Here is a 15,231-nt window from a genome sequence, read left to right as displayed (position 1 = left end):
GTCGGCGGGATCCTAAGCAGCGCAGGCCCAGTGCAGCTCACCCTCCTTTTGGTGCCAGCGCAGCAGTTGCGTCAGTGGCCGTCCCATCAAGGCATCCATGCACCCCGTTGCATCGCCAATCACCCGCCGCGGCGCCACCGTGGCGCTCCAGATCGCAGCACTGGGGGCGTCACTCCAGCGGGCCAGCCGTTTCACCCCCTCCAGTTGCGGCAGGGTCACCCCCGCCAGGGTGCCGTCATCGAGGCGGCAGGTGCCGTTCTCCACCAGCAGCACCCGCTCGTCCCAGCGGTGCTCTCCGTCGGCCAGGCCGTAGGGGGCCAGCGCATCGCTCACCAGCACCGTCTGCTCCGCTGCCAGCCGTTGCAACAGCACCGCCATCGTGGGGTGCACGTGCACGCCATCGGCGATCAGCCCCAGGGCTACCCCTCCGCGCCTGCAGGCTTCCCCAAGAGGGCCCGGTGCCCGGTGGTGCAAGCCCGGCATGGCATTGAAGGTGTGGGTGAGCATCGCCACCCCCTGATCGAACCCGGTGCTGGCCTGTTCGGCCGTGGCGGCGCTGTGGCCCAGGGCCACGCTGATGCCCAGCTCCCGCAGTCGCCCGATCACCGCAGCGGCTCCCTCCAGTTCGGGGGCCAGGGTGACCAGGGCAATCTCCGTTTCGAACCCACCAATCCGTTCCTCGAGAGCCTCCAGGCTGGGGCTGGCCAGGTGTTCACGGGGATGGGCACCGCGGCGGGCTTCGGCCAGAAAGGGACCCTCCAGATGGGCCCCTAGCAGCCGGCAACGGCCGGGTCGGTGTAGGTCCCGCGCCTGCCGCAGCACGGCCAGGGCCTGGCGCAGCGGCGCGATGCCGCAGGTCACCAGGGTCGGGGCGATCGCTTCGACCCCATCGCGCCACAACAGATCGAGGAGCTCCTCCAAACGGGGCAGATCCGCACTGGTCAGTTCCGGGAAGGCCAGCCCCAAACCGCCGTTGATCTGCAGGTCAACACCTCGGGGGCTGAGCCAGTTGCCGTTCCAGTCCGCATCGGTTTCTTGAGTCTCTTGTTGCTCCTCTTGTTGCGCCTTGCCGCCCATCGCCTCGATGCGGCAGATCAGACCCTGCTCGTCCAGCTCGATGGCATAGCGCTGGTCTCCGTACCCAGGCAGGGGACCCGGAAGTCGAACGTTGGTGATCCGGTGCATCAACGCAACACTGGCTTCTGCAGCCATGGGGGGAGACGATGGCAGTCTTGCCCCTCTGCGTTGTGCCGCCAGTGCTCCCCCGTGTTGCCGTTGTGATGGGCAGTGACTCTGACCTGCCCACCATGGAACCCGCCGCCGCCATCCTGCGCGAGTTGGGGGTGGAGGTGGAGGTTCGGGTGCTCTCGGCCCATCGCACCCCCTTGGAGATGGTGAACTTCGCTCAAGCGGCCCGGGGTCAGGGGTTTGGGGTGATCGTCGCCGGCGCTGGCGGGGCCGCCCATCTCCCCGGCATGGTGGCCGCCCTCACCACCCTGCCCGTGATCGGCGTGCCGGTGAAAAGCCGGGCGCTGTCCGGGGTCGATTCCCTCCACTCGATCGTGCAGATGCCGGGGGGGATTCCGGTGGCCACCGTCGCCATTGGTGGGGGCCTCAATGCCGGTTTGCTGGCGGCGCAGATCCTTTCGGTGGCCGACGCTGACTTGGCCCGGAAACTTGAGGATTACCGCAGCAGCCTCCACGATGCTGTGGTCGCCAAGGATGCGCGCCTGGTTGATCTGGGCAGCACGGATTACCTCTCCCAGATGACTTCATAAGTGTTCCCGTTCGTTCCACCCTGCGATCCACGCTGCTTTGGGCGGTGGTGCCGGCGGCCATCGTCTATGCGGTTGCCCTGGTCTGGAGTGGTGCTGAGGGCATCAGCGCCAAGCTGGTGCTGAAGGACTTGGCCCAGTCCTGCAAGGCGCCTTTGGGAGAAGGTTTCCTTTCCAGCGTGGGCTATCTGCTCTGGATGGCGGCGGCGGCCATTGCCTTGTTTGCGGCGTCCACCCGGCAGATCCAGGGCTCCGTTCTGAACCGTTAATTCACCTTCTGTGGGGGTGGTTTCTCGCTCTGGCTCTGCCTCGACGACATGTTCCTGGTGCATGACCGCTACCTCGGTGAGGCGTTCCTCTACATCACCTACGCCTTCTTCACCGGGTTGCTGTTGTTCCGCTTCCGTGGCCCTCTGCGGCGCTTCGGTGGCGACACCTTTCTGGTGTCCGTGGTGTTGTTGGGCCTGTCGGTTCTGACCGATGCCCTCCAGGGGCTGTGGCCGAATTCCTATGAAACAGTGCAGATCTTTGAGGAGGGATTCAAGTTCCTTGGGATTGCCGCCTGGCTCAGTTTTTGGTGCCATTACGTCAGTTCCGCCTCCAAGCCGGCCGCCCTTGAGCAGCACTGATCGATTCGCGTCATCGCCTCGATGACGCCCTGGCCGGCCTGGTTGCGGCTTGGTCTTCTTCTGCCAGTGCTGGGCTTGAACGCCTTTGTGCTGAAGCGTTTGCTGGTGCAGTTCGCCCCATTCCCCGGGCTGTTCCTCACCGCAGCTTTGATCGCCTTTTTGTTGGACCTGCCCTGCCGCTGGCTCGTGCAACGGGGTCTTCCCCGCGCCTGGGCCATCGTCAGCGTGGTCCTGGTGACCCTGGGGCTTCTGGTCTGGGCCGCTGTGGCCTTGGTGCCGCTCTTGATCGAACAGCTCAGCCAATTGCTCAGTGCCTCGCCGTCTCTGCTCACGGCGGCGGAGCAGTGGATCGATCGGGGTCAGCTCTGGGCGCTGGACCATGGCCTGCCGGCTGATTTCGCTGACCTCAGCAGTGATCTGGTGGCCCAGTTCAGCCGTCTGGCGACGCAGTTGAGCCAGCGTCTGTTGGGCCTGCTGGGGGCCACGGTGGGGACCACGATCAATGTGGTGATCGTGCTGGTGCTGGCGGTCTTCCTGCTGTTTGGGGCGGATCCGATCGTCGATGGTCTGGCCCGCTGGCTGCCCGACCGTTGGCGGGATCTGGTGCAGACGACCCTCGAGCGCACCTTTCGGGGCTATTTCGCCGGCCAGGTGGTGTTGGCGCTGATCCTCAGTGGTGGTCAGCTCCTGGTGTTCACCGCCCTGAACATTCCCTACGGCGTCTTGTTCGCCGTGCTGATCGGCTTCACCACCCTGGTGCCCTATGCCAGTGCCGTGTCGATCGTCTCGGTGAGTGCGGTGCTGGCGGTTCAGGAACCCCGCACAGGCCTTGAGTTGCTTGCCGCGGCGATTGTGGTCGGTCAGATCGTGGATCAGGTGATCCAACCGCGGCTGATGGGCAGCATCGTTGGCTTGCAACCGGCCTGGTTGCTGATCGCCTTGCCCATTGGGGCCCGGGTGGGAGCCCTATATGGCGTGGGGGATCTTCTGGGCCTGCTGTTGGCGGTGCCGGTGGCTAGTTGCATCAAAACCCTGGCGGATGCTGCCAGGGCTGGCGACGGCGACCTCAGGCGGCCGGAATCACCCCACGCTCCTGGAGCGCTTTGATCACCAGCTCCACGGAGTCGGCCAGATCCTGCTTGCCTGTGTCGATCTTCAGTTCGGGCGTTTCCGGTGCTTCGTAAGGGCTGGAGATGCCGGTGAATTCCTTGATCTGCCCCGCCCGTGCCTTGGCGTAGAGACCTTTGGGGTCGCGGGATTCGCAGACCTCGAGATCAGCGGCGCAGAACACCTCGAGGAAGTCACCGTCCTCCACCAGCTCACGGGCCTTGTCCCGGTCTGCACGGAAGGGCGACACAAAGGCGGTCAGCACGATCACGCCCGCATCCAGGAACAGCTTGGCCACCTCACCGATGCGGCGGATGTTCTCCTCACGGTCGGCATCGGAGAAGCCCAGGTCTTTGCAGAGGCCGTGGCGGATGTTGTCGCCATCCAGCACATAGGTGGCGAGTCCCCGCTCGAACAGGGCTGCATTGACGGCGTTGGCCAGGGTGCTCTTGCCAGAGCCGGAGAGCCCGGTGAACCAAAGAATGGCGCTGCGGTGCCCACGCTGCTTCGAGCGCTCGTCGCGGCCCACGGAGGCCTCATGCCAGGCGATGTTGGTGGACGCACCCTTGTTGGTGAGTTCTCCGTAGGTGGGGCTGGCGGTCATGGCCACGGCATGAAGTGGCGGCCATTCTCCCTTAGCCCCCAGCCCGTTTCGGCCGGTATCCCTCCTTGCTGAGCAGCTCGAGCGCCAGATCCACCTGATCTCCTTGCAGTTCGATCACGCCGTCCTTGGCGGTCCCGCCACTGCCGATGCGTGTTTTGAGCTTCTTCACCAGCACCTTGAAGCCCGCAGCATCCAGCTCCAGGCCCCGGATCACCGTCACGGTTTTGCCACCTTTGCCACCACGGGTGGGCTGCACCCGCACCATTTGTTGCGCCTTGGCCGTGGGCTCCGCCGCAGGGCCGCTCGGTCGCTGCAGGCTCTCGGCACTGCTGAATTCCTGCCAGCCTCCCTTCGGCATCCACCTGTCGCAACCGGATTGCATTGTCGATGAGCGCCAATGCGGCGCCCCATGGCGTGACCGCCTGCTTACGCTGAGCCGACGCTCCGCCGTGGATCCGTGACCAGCACCCTGCCCAACGCCAGCACTCCGGATCCCTCCAGCCTCCAGCCAGCGGTGCGCCCCGGAGCGCATGGTCGCTTTGGACGATTCGGTGGCCAGTACGTGCCCGAGACCCTGATGCCGGCCCTGGCGGAACTGGAGCAAGCTGCTGCCCAGGCCTGGAACGATCCCGCTTTCACCGCCGAGCTCAACCGCCTGCTTAAGAACTACGTCGGGCGGGCGACACCGTTGTATGAGGCCGAGCGTCTCACCGCCCACTACCGCCGCGCCGACGGTGGCCCCCGCATCTGGCTCAAGCGGGAAGACCTGAATCACACCGGTGCCCACAAGATCAACAACGCCCTGGGGCAGGCCCTGCTGGCCCTGCGCATGGGCAAGAAGCGGATCATTGCCGAGACCGGTGCGGGCCAGCACGGCGTCGCCACGGCCACGGTTTGTGCCCGCTTCGGTCTGGAGTGCGTGATCTACATGGGTGCGGAAGACATGCGCCGTCAGGCCCTCAATGTGTTCCGCATGCGCCTGCTGGGCGCCACGGTGCAACCGGTGACGGCCGGCACCGCCACCCTCAAGGACGCCACCAGTGAGGCGATTCGCGATTGGGTGACCAACGTCGAGACCACCCACTACATCCTTGGATCCGTCGCTGGTCCGCACCCCTATCCGATGTTGGTGCGGGATTTCCATGCCGTGATCGGTGAGGAGTCCAAGCAGCAGTGCCAGGACGCTTTCGGCCGGCTGCCCGACGTGCTGATGGCCTGCGTTGGCGGTGGCTCCAATGCCATGGGCTTGTTCCATCCCTTTGTGCAGGACACGTCTGTGCGGCTGATCGGTGTTGAGGCCGCCGGTGATGGTGTGGCCAGCGGTCGCCACGCCGCCACGATCACCGAGGGTCGTGCCGGTGTGCTGCACGGCGCCATGAGCCTGCTGCTGCAGGACGGCGACGGTCAGGTGATGGAGGCTCACTCCATCAGTGCAGGTCTCGATTACCCCGGAGTGGGGCCGGAGCACAGCTATCTCCGGGAGATCGGACGTGCCGAGTACGCCGCAGTCACCGACCAACAGGCCCTCGATGCCCTGCGCCTGGTGAGTGAGCTTGAGGGCATCATTCCGGCCCTGGAAACCGCCCACGCCTTCGCCTGGCTTGAGCAGCTTTGCCCCACCCTGGCCGATGGCACCGAAGTGGTGATCAACTGCTCCGGCCGCGGCGACAAGGACGTCAACACCGTGGCGGAGAAGCTGGGGGATCAGCTCTAAGGATCGATCCTCAGGCCAGCAGCAATTCCAGGTGGCGGGCCACCCGCTGCACGGCAGCTCGTGCCGTGGCGTAGGCCATCCGCATCGGCCCCACCAGGGCCACATGGCCGAGCCCCTCGTTGCAGCGGTAGGGCGCCTGAACCACGGCACAGGCCTCCAGGGCTGGCTGCGGATGTTCCTCGCCGATCCACACCCGTGCGGATTCACCGCGGCTGATCAAGGTGGCGGGTTGGTCATCGATCAGTTCCAGCAGCGGCCGAAGGCTGGAGGTGCTTTCAAATTCTGGTTCGCTCATCAGCCTGGAAAGGCCATGCACCACCACCTGTGTGGAGTTGGCGGGGGTGGGCTGCTCAAGGGCGTTGCGCAGCACAGCGCCGCTGTGTTGCAGCTGCCTGGGCAGTGCGTCCCAGTTCAGGTCGCCCTGCTCGAGCTGGGCCGACGCCCAGCGTTCCATCGCGGTGAGTTCGGCTTCAGCTCCGTGGGGCAGACGCAGGTTGAGGTGGCTGGCGTGGCCATTGGCTTCCACCAGCATCACCAGCAGTCGATCACCGCTGGGCACCAGACGGATCGTCTCCAGTTGCTGGTTCTCCTGCTGCGGTTGGGTGATCAGGCTCATCAGACCGGTGAAATCCGTCAGCCGCCGGGCCAGATGCATCAGCAGGTCGTCCAAACCGGCCCAACGAAGACTGAGGCCGGTGAGCTCCCGTTCCAGGTGTTGAACAGCGATGCCGGGTTCCGTCAGCAACGCGTCCACGTAGTGCCGGTATCCCATCGGACTGGGAACGCGTCCGGCGGAGGTGTGCGGTTGATGCAGCAGTCCTCGGCGCTCAAGCGCCCCCATGGCGGAGCGAACGGTGGCGGAGCTGGCGGGGATGCCGAAGCGTTGCACCAGGGTCCGGCTGCCCACCGGCTCCATCGTGTCGACGTAGTGGTGCACCGTCGCCTGAAGCACCTGTTCTTGCCGAAGGGACAGGGGCTTGCTCATCAGTAGCGGGGAACGCTGGGATCCACCTGAAGGCTCCAGGCATCAATGCCTCCCTCAAGGTTCCACACCTCAAGGCCCCAGGGTTGGTCCAGCAGCCACAGGCCGAAGTGGTAGCTGCGCACGCCCGCATGGCAGACCACCACGACGGGTTGATCAGGGTTGAGGTCGGCCTGCAGTGTTCCAAGCCATGCATTGGATTGGCTCAGGGGGCGGTGCAGTACCGCACCTGGGAAGGCCGCGATCGCGAGCTCAGCCTCCTCGCGCACATCCACCAGTTGCGGTGAAGGTCGCTCGCTTTGCAGCCATTGCTGCAGTTCAGAGGCTTGGATTGGTTGTGGTTGTTGGGATTGGCCCATGGCGCCATTCTGCGGTGATGGACAAAGATGAGGCGACCCGAGACCGCCGGCCCATGAAGGCCCGCCCCTTCCTCAGCGCTGTCGGCGCTGTGCTGTTGTCGCTGATTTTGCTGGCCGCTGGCCTGCTCTGGACCATGAACCGCCAGAGCCCCCTGCAGCTGGCGGAGCAGCCGTTGCATCTGCCTCGGGCGGCCCGGTTTGTGCCCCGGGATGCTGACCTGTCCCTCCATTGGTTGGCCGATCCAGGACGGTTGCCGGCCTATGTCCAGGCCGTTGCACCTGCCTCCCAACGCCGCGATGCCCGTGATGGCGCCCGGCAGTGGCGCGAAGGGGTCTTTGCTTTGGCGGGCCTCCAGTTCGGTCTTGAGTTGGAGCCCTGGCTTGGTGAGGAGGTCAGTCTCACCCTTACCGATGGGGATTCCAGCACCGGTTGGGTGTTGGCTTTGACCAGTCGGGATGACGACGGCGCCCGGCGCTTTCTGCAACGGTTCTGGCAGACCCGCAGCCTGGCGGGCACCGATCTGCAGATCAGCAGTTACCGCGGCATCGGTGTGATCAGCGGCCAGGGGGCGTTGGTGGGGCATGACCCCCAACCCCTGGCCACGGCCTTGATTGATGACGATCTGCTGCTGGTGGCCTCAGGCCGGGGTGTGCTGGAGCAGGCCCTCGATGTCTCCCAGCTTCCTGACCAGCATCAGCTGGGGGATCAACGCCTGCAACGTCAGGTGGCTGAGCTCGGCGAGGGCGTGGCTCTGCTCACGGCATCTCCCCATGCCCTTGAGCATTGGCTGCAGCTGCCTGAGCTGGTGGCCCAACGGGACGATCTGAGCGGACTCGTGGCATCACTGCGACCGGAGGGTTCAACCCTGGCGGTGGATGGGCGCCTCGGGTTCCGTCAAGCCCTTGGCGCCGACCCCTGGCCTGGGCTCACGGATCTGACGGCGTCGGCGGGCGGCCATGCCCGCTGGCTGGCTCAGCTGGAGAGTCCGGCCCGTTTGTTGGATCCCAGCGAAAGCCATCCGCTGGCCCAATGGTTCGCTCCGGTGCTGGAGCAGCGCCTGGCGGACCAGCCGGCGGCTGATGCTGTTGTGGGGGCCGATGATGGCCCTCTCCTCTGGCAGGACCAACCCGAGGGCTGGCTGCTGGCCACACGCCCGCAAAGCCCCGCCAGGGATGCGGTGGATGCGCGTCTGCAGGAGCAGGGCCTGACCCGTTCCGAGCTGGAGGGCGATGGCGAGGTGTTGAACGTGTGGACGCGGCTGGTGCGCCAGCGGGGACGCCAGCCTGGGGTGGACGCTCAATTGGCCGTGGCTCAGGTTCGCTCGTCTGCGCTGAACTGGTGGGGGGAGTCCTTGATGGCCCTGGCGCAGCGTCAGAACGGGCGTGCCCTCCAGCCCCGCTTGAACCAGTGGCAGGAGCTCACAGCCTCCGCCCAACCGGCGCAGGCCCTCCTGCTGGCGGATGAGCCGGCCCGTGCGCTGTTGGGGCAATGGCGGCCCTGGTCCCTGCTTCAGGTGATGGCGGGGCGACCGCTTCAGGATCAGGTCCGCGGCCTTGCGGTGGCCGTCGACGTTGATCGTCAGGAGCAGGCTGGTACCGAGATTCCCTTGCATGCCCGGCTCGAACTCGGCTGATCTGGTTCTGTTGCGGCATGGCATCGCCGAACCCCGCCAGGCGGGCCAGGACCATCCCGATCGACCCCTGACCGCCGCTGGCCGTCAGCGAACCCAGCGGGTGATGGCGGCCCTCGTGCAACGGGGTCTGCGCGTGGATCGCTTGCTGTCCAGCCCCTATCGCCGGGCTCTGCAAACGGCGGAGCTGGCGTTGGAGGCGGGGCTCGCTTCTGAACTCGCGGTGGATGAACGGCTGCAGCCGGGAGGGGCCCTCAACATGCTGGTGACCGCCTTCGATCAACGGCTTGGCTTGGTCGGCCATGAGCCGGATCTAGGAGATCTGGCCTGCGGTCTTCTGGGGTGTGCGCCGGGATCCCTGGTGCTGAAGAAAGCCGGCGTGATTCAGCTGCGTCGTTCCACGGGCCAGTGGCAGTTGAAGGCCTTGCTTCGGCCAGCACTGTTGATTGACGATTTAGGTTGCTGTTAGAGGCAATCAGGTGGTGGCCCAGCAGCAGACAGGCGACCTGCGCCATGCGCGGACCGGGATCGAACTGCGTCCAGGCCTGGATGGCGTGCCGGCCACCCAGTCGGCGATCTGCGACATCGATGGAGAGAAGGGGCTGCTCACCTATCGCGGCTATCCGATGCAGGATCTGGCGGCCAACAGCAGTTTTCTGGAAACGGCTCACCTGCTGATCTGGGGAGAGCTGCCCAGCCGCGACCAGCTGGCGGAGTTTGAGCACGCGGTGCAGATGCACCGGCGGGTCAGCTTCCGGGTGCGGGACATGATGAAGTGCTTCCCGGCCAGCGGCCACCCGATGGACGCGCTGCAGTCCAGTGCCGCTTCCCTGGGACTGTTCTATTCGCGCCGGGCGATCGACGACCCGCAGTACATCTATGACGCGGTGGTGCGGCTGATCGCCAAGATCCCCACGATGGTGGCCGCTTTTCAGCTGATCCGCAAAGGCCAGGACCCAATCCAGCCCCGGGATGATCTGGCCTACTCCGCCAATTTCCTCTACATGCTCACCGAACGTGAGCCGGATCCCCTGGCGGCGCGGATCTTTGATCGTTGCCTGATGCTCCATGCCGAGCACAGCCTCAACGCCAGCACCTTCAGTGCCCGGGTCACCGCCAGCACCCTCACCGACCCCTACGCCGTGGTGGCTTCAGCCGTGGGTACCCTGGCGGGCCCACTCCACGGCGGCGCCAATGAAGATGTCCTCGCCATGCTCGAGCAGGTGGGCAGTCCCGAGAACGCTGGCGCTTTCCTGAATGAAGCCATCGCGGCCAAGCGCAAAATCATGGGCTTCGGCCACCGGGAATACAAGGTGAAGGATCCCCGTGCCGTGATCCTGCAGGCCCTGGTGGAGGAGATGTTCGCCAGCTTCGGCCATGACGACCTTTACGACGTGGCCCGGGCGATCGAAGCAGAAGCAGCGTCCCGTCTCGGCCCCAAAGGCATCTATCCCAACGTCGATTTCTATTCGGGCCTGGTGTACCGCAAGCTCGGCATCCCCAGGGATCTGTTCACGCCGGTCTTCGCCATCGCCAGGGTTGCCGGCTGGCTGGCCCATTGGCGGGAGCAGCTCGGGGCGAACCGGATTTTCCGGCCTTCGCAGATCTACTCCGGATCCCAGCCACGCTCCTGGATGCCCATTGAGGAGCGCGTCTCGGCTCCGGCCGCCTAAGTTGCACCCACTTCCGTCGACACCATGGTGAGTCCGGGACTGGACCTGGAATTGAGCTTTAGCCAGGCCCTGCAAGGGTTTGGCTTCTCCCCGGAGGTGGCGAGGCTGCTTTGGCTGCCGCTGCCGATGCTGCTGGTTCTGGTGGCTGCAGTGGTGGGTGTGCTGGTTTCGGTGTGGCTGGAACGCAAGATTTCCGCCGCTGTCCAGCAGCGAATCGGTCCGGAGTACGCCGGTGCCCTGGGCGTGCTTCAGCCCCTGGCCGACGGCCTCAAGCTGCTCGTAAAGGAAGACATCATCCCGGCGCGGGCCGACAGCCTGCTGTTCACCCTTGGCCCGGTGCTGGTGGTGGTGCCGGTGATCATCTCTTGGCTGATCATTCCTTTCGGCCAGAACCTGCTGATCAGCAATGTGGGCGTGGGGATCTTCCTCTGGATCGCCTTCAGCAGCATCCAGCCGATCGGCTTGCTGATGAGCGGCTATGCCTCCAACAACAAGTACTCGCTGCTCGGTGGGCTGCGGGCCGCGGCTCAATCGATCAGCTACGAGATTCCCCTGGCTCTGGCGGTGCTGGCCATCGTGATGATGACCAACTCGCTGAGCACGGTCGACATCGTGGGTCAGCAGACCGGTGCCGGAATCTTGAGCTGGAACATCTGGCGCCAGCCGGTGGGCTTCCTGATTTTTTGGATCTGTGCCCTGGCCGAGTGTGAGCGGCTGCCCTTCGACCTTCCCGAAGCAGAGGAAGAGCTGGTCGCCGGCTATCAGACCGAGTACGCGGGCATGAAGTTCGCTCTCTTCTACCTGGCGGGTTACATCAACCTGGTTCTCTCGGCCGTCCTGGTCAGCGTTCTGTATCTCGGTGGTTGGGGCTTCCCTATTCCTGTGGAGTGGCTGGCCGGCTGGTTGAACCAGCCCATCGATGCCCCCGTGGTGCAGGTGATCACGGGCACCGTTGGCATCGTGATGACGGTGCTCAAGGCCTATCTGCTGGTGTTCGTGGCGATCCTGCTGCGCTGGACCACCCCCCGCGTGCGCATTGACCAGCTGCTCGATCTCGGCTGGAAGTTCCTGCTGCCCCTGTCCCTAGTGAACCTTCTGGTGACAGCAGCCCTCAAGCTCGCATTCCCCGTTGCATTCGGCGGCTAGGTTTTCCTACCTAGGATTTCTTCGCTCCCGGCTCCGCTTCGTTCTCTCCCCTTCAGACCATGTTCGGCTTCCTCAAACAGGTCGGTGATTACACCCGGGATGCAGTCGATGCAGCCCGGAATCTGGCCCAAGGCTTTTCGGTCACGTTCGACCACATGCAGCGCCGTCCGGTCACGGTGCAGTACCCCTACGAGAAGCTCATTCCTTCCGAGCGTTATCGGGGCCGGATTCACTACGAGTTCGACAAGTGCATCGCCTGTGAGGTCTGCGTGCGGGTCTGCCCGATCAATCTTCCGGTGGTCGATTGGGTGATGAATAAGGCCACGAAGAAGAAGGAGCTGCGCAACTACTCCATCGACTTCGGCGTCTGCATTTTCTGCGGCAACTGCGTGGAGTACTGCCCCACCAACTGCCTCTCGATGACGGAGGAGTACGAGCTGGCGGCTTTTGATCGCCACAGCCTCAACTACGACAACGTGGCCCTCGGACGCCTTCCCACCAGCGTCACCACCGACCCCTCCGTTGTTCCCCTCCGGGAACTCGCCTATCTCCCGGCGGGCGAGATGGATCCTCACGGTGTTGCTGCCGATCGCCCCCGGGCTGGTCAGCTGCCGTCTCAGGTGTTGGAGACCCTCACCTCTCCTGCCAAGTCCTCTGCCAAGAATGAGGGACAATCCTCCAATGAGGCCAAGGAGGGCGACGCATGACCATCGCGACAACCACCGAGCTGATCTGTTTTCTGGTGCTGTCTGCCGTTGTGGTGATCGGCGCTCTGGGTGTGGTGCTGCTCAGCAACATCGTCTATTCCGCCTTCCTGCTGGGCGGGGTGTTCACCGCCGTTGCAGGGCTTTACCTGCTGCTGAACGCCAGTTTCGTGGCCATGGCCCAGATCCTGGTGTACGTGGGCGCGATCAACGTGTTGATCCTGTTCGCGATCATGCTCGTCAACAAGCGGGAAGATCTCAAGGCCATCGCCAATCTCACCACGCGCCGTGTGGTGTCAGCCGGCGTTTGCGCCGGTCTGCTGGCGTTGCTGGTTCGTGTTGTGGTTACCACCCCCTGGTCGCTGCCCGGTCCTGCCGCCGTGGGTGAGGAAGCCACGGCCCGCATTGGTGAACACTTGTTCACCGATTACCTCTTGCCCTTCGAGGTGGCATCGGTGCTGCTGCTGATGGCCATGATCGGCGCCATCGTCTTGGCCCGTCGTGATGTGCTGGCCACCGATGTGGTCACCGGTGAGGTGGCCGATCAAGGCCTGATTGAGAAGGCCCGTACTCCCTTGCTGATGAATCGAGCGGACTGATGAGCGATTTCCTTGCCACGCTTCCCTCCCTGCAGGCCTACCTCCTGGTGGCCGCGATGCTCTTCTGCATCGGCGTCTGGGGTCTGATCAACAGCCGTAATGCGGTGCGCGTGCTGATGAGCATTGAGCTGATGCTCAATGCTGTGAACATCAACCTGATGGCCTTCTCCTCCTTCGTGGATGGTGATCTGATTCGCGGCCAGGTCTTCGCTGTGTTCGTGATCACGGTGGCCGCTGCTGAGGCCGCTGTCGGTCTCGCGATCCTGCTGTCGCTTTATCGCAATCGCGTTACCGTCGACATGGAGCAGTTCAACCTGCTGCGCTGGTAACCCCCGCATACCTGGGTCATGCGTCTCGATCGGGTCTGGGTGATCTATCGGGCCGATAGCCAGCCTGCCCAGCGTGAAGCCCGCCAATGTGCCAAGGAGCTGAAAGCTCTCGGCTCCCACGTGGTCACGGCGATGTCGGGGCCGCGGGTGAATCCTTTCCCCGGTCTGCTGGCTGTTGAGGAGTTGTTGCCCGACCTGGCGCTGGTGCTGGGGGGAGATGGCACGGTGCTGGGGGCTGCCCGCCACCTGGCGGTGCATGACATCCCGATCCTCAGCATCAATGTGGGAGGCCATCTGGGCTTTCTTACCCATGATCGGCGTGTGTTGCGTGGCGATCAGATCTGGCAACGCCTTCAGGACGATCAGTTTGCGATCGAACGGCGCATGATGCTTCAGGCGATGGTGGATCGACGCTCCGCTGAAGATCGAGCGGCTTCGCCGGGCCCGTTGCAACAGCCGGATCTTGAAGACGATGAAGAGCATCACTGGGCTTTCAACGATTTCTACCTGCGGGCCTACCGCGATGAGATTTCGCCCACCTGCACCCTGGAGCTCGAGATCGATGGGGAAGTGATCGACCAGGTGCGTGGTGATGGCCTGATCCTCTCCACCCCTACGGGGTCCACCGGGTACGCCCTGGCGGCAGGGGGACCGATTCTTCACCCCGGCATCGATGCCATCATTGTTGCCCCGATCTGCCCGATGAGCCTCTCCAGCCGAACGCTGGTGGTGCCGCCCCGGGCCAGGTTGGTGATCTGGCCCCTCGGGGCTGGGGATCACCGCATCAAGCTGTGGAAGGACGGTGTGGGCTGCACGGTGCTGGAGCCTGGTGAGTGCTGTGTTGTTCAGCAGGCCCGCCACCATGCCCTGATGGTGTTGCTCAATCAAAGCCCGTCGTATTACCGAACCCTCTCCCACAAGCTGCATTGGGCGGGAAGCCTGCACGCGTCTCAGCCCTCGCAGAATTGAGCCATGGCCCTTGAGATTGAAAGGCGCTTTCTGGTGCGGTCGGACGCCTGGCGCAGCAGTGCCGGCCCCGCACAGCCGCTGCGTCAGGGCTACCTGGCCGCCAGTGCCGACGGTGTGACGGTGCGGATGCGTCTGCGCGGATCGGATCAGGCCTGGCTCACCCTGAAGGCGGCGGCTGATGCCGTTGGCCTGGTGCGCCACGAGTTCGAATATCCGATTCCCGTGGCGGATGCCGAAGCCCTCTGGGATCTGGCGCCGCACCGCCTGGACAAAGTCCGCTACGCCTTGGATTGCCCTGGTGGTGACTGGGTGGTGGATTGTTTCCAAGGCGAGAACGCCCCCTTGGTGCTGGCGGAGGTGGAGCTGGCATCGGCCCAGGCGGATCTGCTGATTCCGCCCTGGTGTGGCGAGGAGATCACCGGGGAATCCCGCTGGAGCAATGCGGTGCTGGCCCAGCATCCTGTTCAGTCCTGGCCTGAGGCGCAGCGTCGACGTTTTGGCTGGCCCTAAGGCCGGACTGGATTTGCCTTCAGATTTCCTTTAGCTTTGAGGAGTTCTGATTGGTGGCTCCTTCCAGTGGTGGGTCTGTACGACACAACTGGAATGCTTCGCTTCGCTGGCTCCAGCGTGGAGGCCTGTCTGGAATACGCCACGCTGTTTCAGATCCCTGTGGGCCCCACCTCCCTTCAAAGCTTGCCGGAGCCTGTCAGCTCCACGATCAGGCTGAGGGGGGATCGTGTTCTGGAAGGACGCAACAGTTGAAGCCGTCCCGGCAGATCTTGCCGTTGTCCATGGCCCAATTGAGCAGTGCCACCCGGTTCTTCGAACCGGTCTTGGTGAACACGTTGCTCACATGGTTGTCCACCGTTCGTTTGCTGATGGTGAGACGGTCAGCGATTTCCTGATTGGTCAGTCCTTCGGCCACGAGTTCGATGATCTCGATCTCCCTGGCAGAGAGGGAGATCTCCAGAGGATCGGTACCGTCGAGGGAGGACATGGGCGACCACCGT

20 protein-coding genes are annotated in these 15,231 nt (G+C 64.4%); 14 read left to right on the top strand and 6 right to left on the bottom strand.

Annotation, left to right across the window (positions count from 1 at the left end; all coding sequences use genetic code 11):
- Positions 1 to 12 precede the first annotated feature (12 nt).
- Entirely contained in the window at positions 13 to 1,212 is a 1,200-nt protein-coding gene (locus tag SynTAK9802_RS11295; protein ID WP_255487761.1) for an N-acetylglucosamine-6-phosphate deacetylase, read from the bottom strand.
- Positions 1,213 to 1,223: 11 nt separating this feature from the next.
- Between SynTAK9802_RS11295 and purE the strand changes: the two genes are divergently transcribed.
- From purE to SynTAK9802_RS11280, 4 genes are read left to right on the top strand one after another with little or no spacing between them, the layout of a single operon-like run.
- Positions 1,224 to 1,778 carry a 5-(carboxyamino)imidazole ribonucleotide mutase gene (gene purE, locus SynTAK9802_RS11290; RefSeq protein WP_114987595.1) on the top strand — a complete coding sequence of 185 codons (555 nt, stop codon included), beginning with the start codon at positions 1,224 to 1,226 and terminating at the stop codon, positions 1,776 to 1,778.
- A 44-nt stretch (positions 1,779 to 1,822) separates the two neighbouring features.
- Complete coding sequence (locus SynTAK9802_RS12690) at positions 1,823 to 2,044, top strand: hypothetical protein (RefSeq protein ID WP_255487760.1); 222 nt, start codon at positions 1,823 to 1,825, stop codon at positions 2,042 to 2,044.
- A gap of 48 nt (positions 2,045 to 2,092) precedes the next feature.
- The gene (locus SynTAK9802_RS12685) at positions 2,093 to 2,404 is read left to right on the top strand and encodes a hypothetical protein (RefSeq protein ID WP_244275784.1); all 312 of its coding nucleotides are present in this window, start codon (positions 2,093 to 2,095) and stop codon (positions 2,402 to 2,404) included.
- 21 nt (positions 2,405 to 2,425) lie between these two features.
- Complete coding sequence (locus SynTAK9802_RS11280; RefSeq protein WP_186496312.1) at positions 2,426 to 3,511, top strand: AI-2E family transporter; 1,086 nt, start codon at positions 2,426 to 2,428, stop codon at positions 3,509 to 3,511.
- Here SynTAK9802_RS11280 and cysC read toward each other — a convergent pair.
- The gene (cysC, locus tag SynTAK9802_RS11275; RefSeq protein ID WP_115009917.1) at positions 3,471 to 4,115 is read right to left on the bottom strand and encodes an adenylyl-sulfate kinase; all 645 of its coding nucleotides are present in this window, start codon (positions 4,113 to 4,115) and stop codon (positions 3,471 to 3,473) included. The two genes, SynTAK9802_RS11280 and cysC, sit on opposite strands and share 41 nt — an antisense overlap.
- A gap of 31 nt (positions 4,116 to 4,146) precedes the next feature.
- Positions 4,147 to 4,473, bottom strand: a complete 327-nt coding sequence (locus SynTAK9802_RS11270) for a translation initiation factor (RefSeq protein WP_186496310.1) — start codon at positions 4,471 to 4,473, stop codon at positions 4,147 to 4,149.
- 99 nt (positions 4,474 to 4,572) lie between these two features.
- Between SynTAK9802_RS11270 and trpB the strand changes: the two genes are divergently transcribed.
- Positions 4,573 to 5,829, top strand: a complete 1,257-nt coding sequence (gene trpB, locus SynTAK9802_RS11265) for a tryptophan synthase subunit beta (RefSeq protein WP_186496307.1) — start codon at positions 4,573 to 4,575, stop codon at positions 5,827 to 5,829.
- A 10-nt stretch (positions 5,830 to 5,839) separates the two neighbouring features.
- On the opposite strand, the gene hrcA is transcribed toward trpB, so the two are convergent.
- Together hrcA and SynTAK9802_RS11255 are read right to left on the bottom strand one after the other, a co-directional pair.
- Entirely contained in the window at positions 5,840 to 6,814 is a 975-nt protein-coding gene (gene hrcA / locus SynTAK9802_RS11260) for a heat-inducible transcriptional repressor HrcA (protein WP_186496304.1), read from the bottom strand.
- Complete coding sequence (locus tag SynTAK9802_RS11255; protein WP_114987584.1) at positions 6,814 to 7,170, bottom strand: rhodanese-like domain-containing protein; 357 nt, start codon at positions 7,168 to 7,170, stop codon at positions 6,814 to 6,816. The genes hrcA and SynTAK9802_RS11255 overlap by 1 nt, the downstream gene beginning before the upstream one ends.
- A gap of 53 nt (positions 7,171 to 7,223) precedes the next feature.
- On the opposite strand from SynTAK9802_RS11255, the gene SynTAK9802_RS11250 reads away from it, so the two are divergent.
- The 9 genes from SynTAK9802_RS11250 to SynTAK9802_RS11210 are packed head-to-tail and all read left to right on the top strand — an operon-like array spanning position 7,224 to position 14,731.
- On the top strand, positions 7,224 to 8,804 hold the full coding sequence (locus SynTAK9802_RS11250; RefSeq protein ID WP_255487759.1) for a DUF3352 domain-containing protein: 1,581 nt from the start codon (positions 7,224 to 7,226) through the stop codon (positions 8,802 to 8,804).
- On the top strand, positions 8,782 to 9,270 hold the full coding sequence (gene sixA / locus SynTAK9802_RS11245) for a phosphohistidine phosphatase SixA (RefSeq protein WP_186496301.1): 489 nt from the start codon (positions 8,782 to 8,784) through the stop codon (positions 9,268 to 9,270). The genes SynTAK9802_RS11250 and sixA overlap by 23 nt, the downstream gene beginning before the upstream one ends.
- Before the next feature lie 13 nt (positions 9,271 to 9,283).
- A complete protein-coding gene (locus SynTAK9802_RS11240) occupies positions 9,284 to 10,474 on the top strand; it encodes a citrate synthase (RefSeq protein ID WP_186496300.1) in 1,191 nt (396 codons plus the stop codon).
- A gap of 27 nt (positions 10,475 to 10,501) precedes the next feature.
- On the top strand, positions 10,502 to 11,620 hold the full coding sequence (nuoH, locus tag SynTAK9802_RS11235) for an NADH-quinone oxidoreductase subunit NuoH (RefSeq protein WP_170950528.1): 1,119 nt from the start codon (positions 10,502 to 10,504) through the stop codon (positions 11,618 to 11,620).
- A 59-nt stretch (positions 11,621 to 11,679) separates the two neighbouring features.
- A complete protein-coding gene (ndhI, locus tag SynTAK9802_RS11230; RefSeq protein WP_186496298.1) occupies positions 11,680 to 12,327 on the top strand; it encodes an NAD(P)H-quinone oxidoreductase subunit I in 648 nt (215 codons plus the stop codon).
- On the top strand, positions 12,324 to 12,923 hold the full coding sequence (locus tag SynTAK9802_RS11225; protein WP_038552703.1) for an NADH-quinone oxidoreductase subunit J: 600 nt from the start codon (positions 12,324 to 12,326) through the stop codon (positions 12,921 to 12,923). The genes ndhI and SynTAK9802_RS11225 overlap by 4 nt, the downstream gene beginning before the upstream one ends.
- Entirely contained in the window at positions 12,923 to 13,252 is a 330-nt protein-coding gene (nuoK, locus tag SynTAK9802_RS11220; protein ID WP_038552705.1) for an NADH-quinone oxidoreductase subunit NuoK, read from the top strand. The genes SynTAK9802_RS11225 and nuoK overlap by 1 nt, the downstream gene beginning before the upstream one ends.
- An 18-nt stretch (positions 13,253 to 13,270) precedes the next feature.
- Complete coding sequence (locus SynTAK9802_RS11215; RefSeq protein WP_186496296.1) at positions 13,271 to 14,221, top strand: NAD(+) kinase; 951 nt, start codon at positions 13,271 to 13,273, stop codon at positions 14,219 to 14,221.
- A gap of 3 nt (positions 14,222 to 14,224) precedes the next feature.
- The gene (locus SynTAK9802_RS11210) at positions 14,225 to 14,731 is read left to right on the top strand and encodes a CYTH domain-containing protein (protein WP_115009926.1); all 507 of its coding nucleotides are present in this window, start codon (positions 14,225 to 14,227) and stop codon (positions 14,729 to 14,731) included.
- 208 nt (positions 14,732 to 14,939) lie between these two features.
- On the opposite strand, the gene SynTAK9802_RS11205 is transcribed toward SynTAK9802_RS11210, so the two are convergent.
- Positions 14,940 to 15,218 carry a helix-turn-helix transcriptional regulator gene (locus SynTAK9802_RS11205; RefSeq protein ID WP_011365335.1) on the bottom strand — a complete coding sequence of 93 codons (279 nt, stop codon included), beginning with the start codon at positions 15,216 to 15,218 and terminating at the stop codon, positions 14,940 to 14,942.
- Positions 15,219 to 15,231 lie beyond the last annotated feature (13 nt).

It is taken from the genome of Synechococcus sp. TAK9802 (assembly GCF_014279535.1).
Taxonomy (GTDB): domain Bacteria; phylum Cyanobacteriota; class Cyanobacteriia; order PCC-6307; family Cyanobiaceae; genus Parasynechococcus.
This window is presented reverse-complemented; position numbering and strand designations above follow the sequence as displayed.

Excerpts from the sequence above, each read along its gene's own strand:
- SynTAK9802_RS11205 (WP_011365335.1), bottom strand. The coding sequence starts at position 15,218 with ATGTCCTCCCTCGACGGTACCGATCCTCTGGAGATCTCCCTCTCTGCC.
- SynTAK9802_RS11255 (WP_114987584.1), bottom strand. The coding sequence starts at position 7,170 with ATGGGCCAATCCCAACAACCACAACCAATCCAAGCCTCTGAACTGCAG.
- SynTAK9802_RS11250 (WP_255487759.1), top strand. The coding sequence starts at position 7,224 with ATGAAGGCCCGCCCCTTCCTCAGCGCTGTCGGCGCTGTGCTGTTGTCG.
- SynTAK9802_RS11295 (WP_255487761.1), bottom strand. The coding sequence starts at position 1,212 with ATGGCTGCAGAAGCCAGTGTTGCGTTGATGCACCGGATCACCAACGTT.
- SynTAK9802_RS11280 (WP_186496312.1), top strand. The coding sequence starts at position 2,426 with ATGACGCCCTGGCCGGCCTGGTTGCGGCTTGGTCTTCTTCTGCCAGTG.
- purE (WP_114987595.1), top strand. The coding sequence starts at position 1,224 with ATGGCAGTCTTGCCCCTCTGCGTTGTGCCGCCAGTGCTCCCCCGTGTT.
- hrcA (WP_186496304.1), bottom strand. The coding sequence starts at position 6,814 with ATGAGCAAGCCCCTGTCCCTTCGGCAAGAACAGGTGCTTCAGGCGACG.
- SynTAK9802_RS12685 (WP_244275784.1), top strand. The coding sequence starts at position 2,093 with ATGTTCCTGGTGCATGACCGCTACCTCGGTGAGGCGTTCCTCTACATC.
- sixA (WP_186496301.1), top strand. The coding sequence starts at position 8,782 with ATGCCCGGCTCGAACTCGGCTGATCTGGTTCTGTTGCGGCATGGCATC.
- ndhI (WP_186496298.1), top strand. The coding sequence starts at position 11,680 with ATGTTCGGCTTCCTCAAACAGGTCGGTGATTACACCCGGGATGCAGTC.
- SynTAK9802_RS11215 (WP_186496296.1), top strand. The coding sequence starts at position 13,271 with ATGCGTCTCGATCGGGTCTGGGTGATCTATCGGGCCGATAGCCAGCCT.
- cysC (WP_115009917.1), bottom strand. The coding sequence starts at position 4,115 with ATGACCGCCAGCCCCACCTACGGAGAACTCACCAACAAGGGTGCGTCC.
- nuoK (WP_038552705.1), top strand. The coding sequence starts at position 12,923 with ATGAGCGATTTCCTTGCCACGCTTCCCTCCCTGCAGGCCTACCTCCTG.
- SynTAK9802_RS11210 (WP_115009926.1), top strand. The coding sequence starts at position 14,225 with ATGGCCCTTGAGATTGAAAGGCGCTTTCTGGTGCGGTCGGACGCCTGG.
- SynTAK9802_RS11225 (WP_038552703.1), top strand. The coding sequence starts at position 12,324 with ATGACCATCGCGACAACCACCGAGCTGATCTGTTTTCTGGTGCTGTCT.
- SynTAK9802_RS11270 (WP_186496310.1), bottom strand. The coding sequence starts at position 4,473 with ATGCCGAAGGGAGGCTGGCAGGAATTCAGCAGTGCCGAGAGCCTGCAG.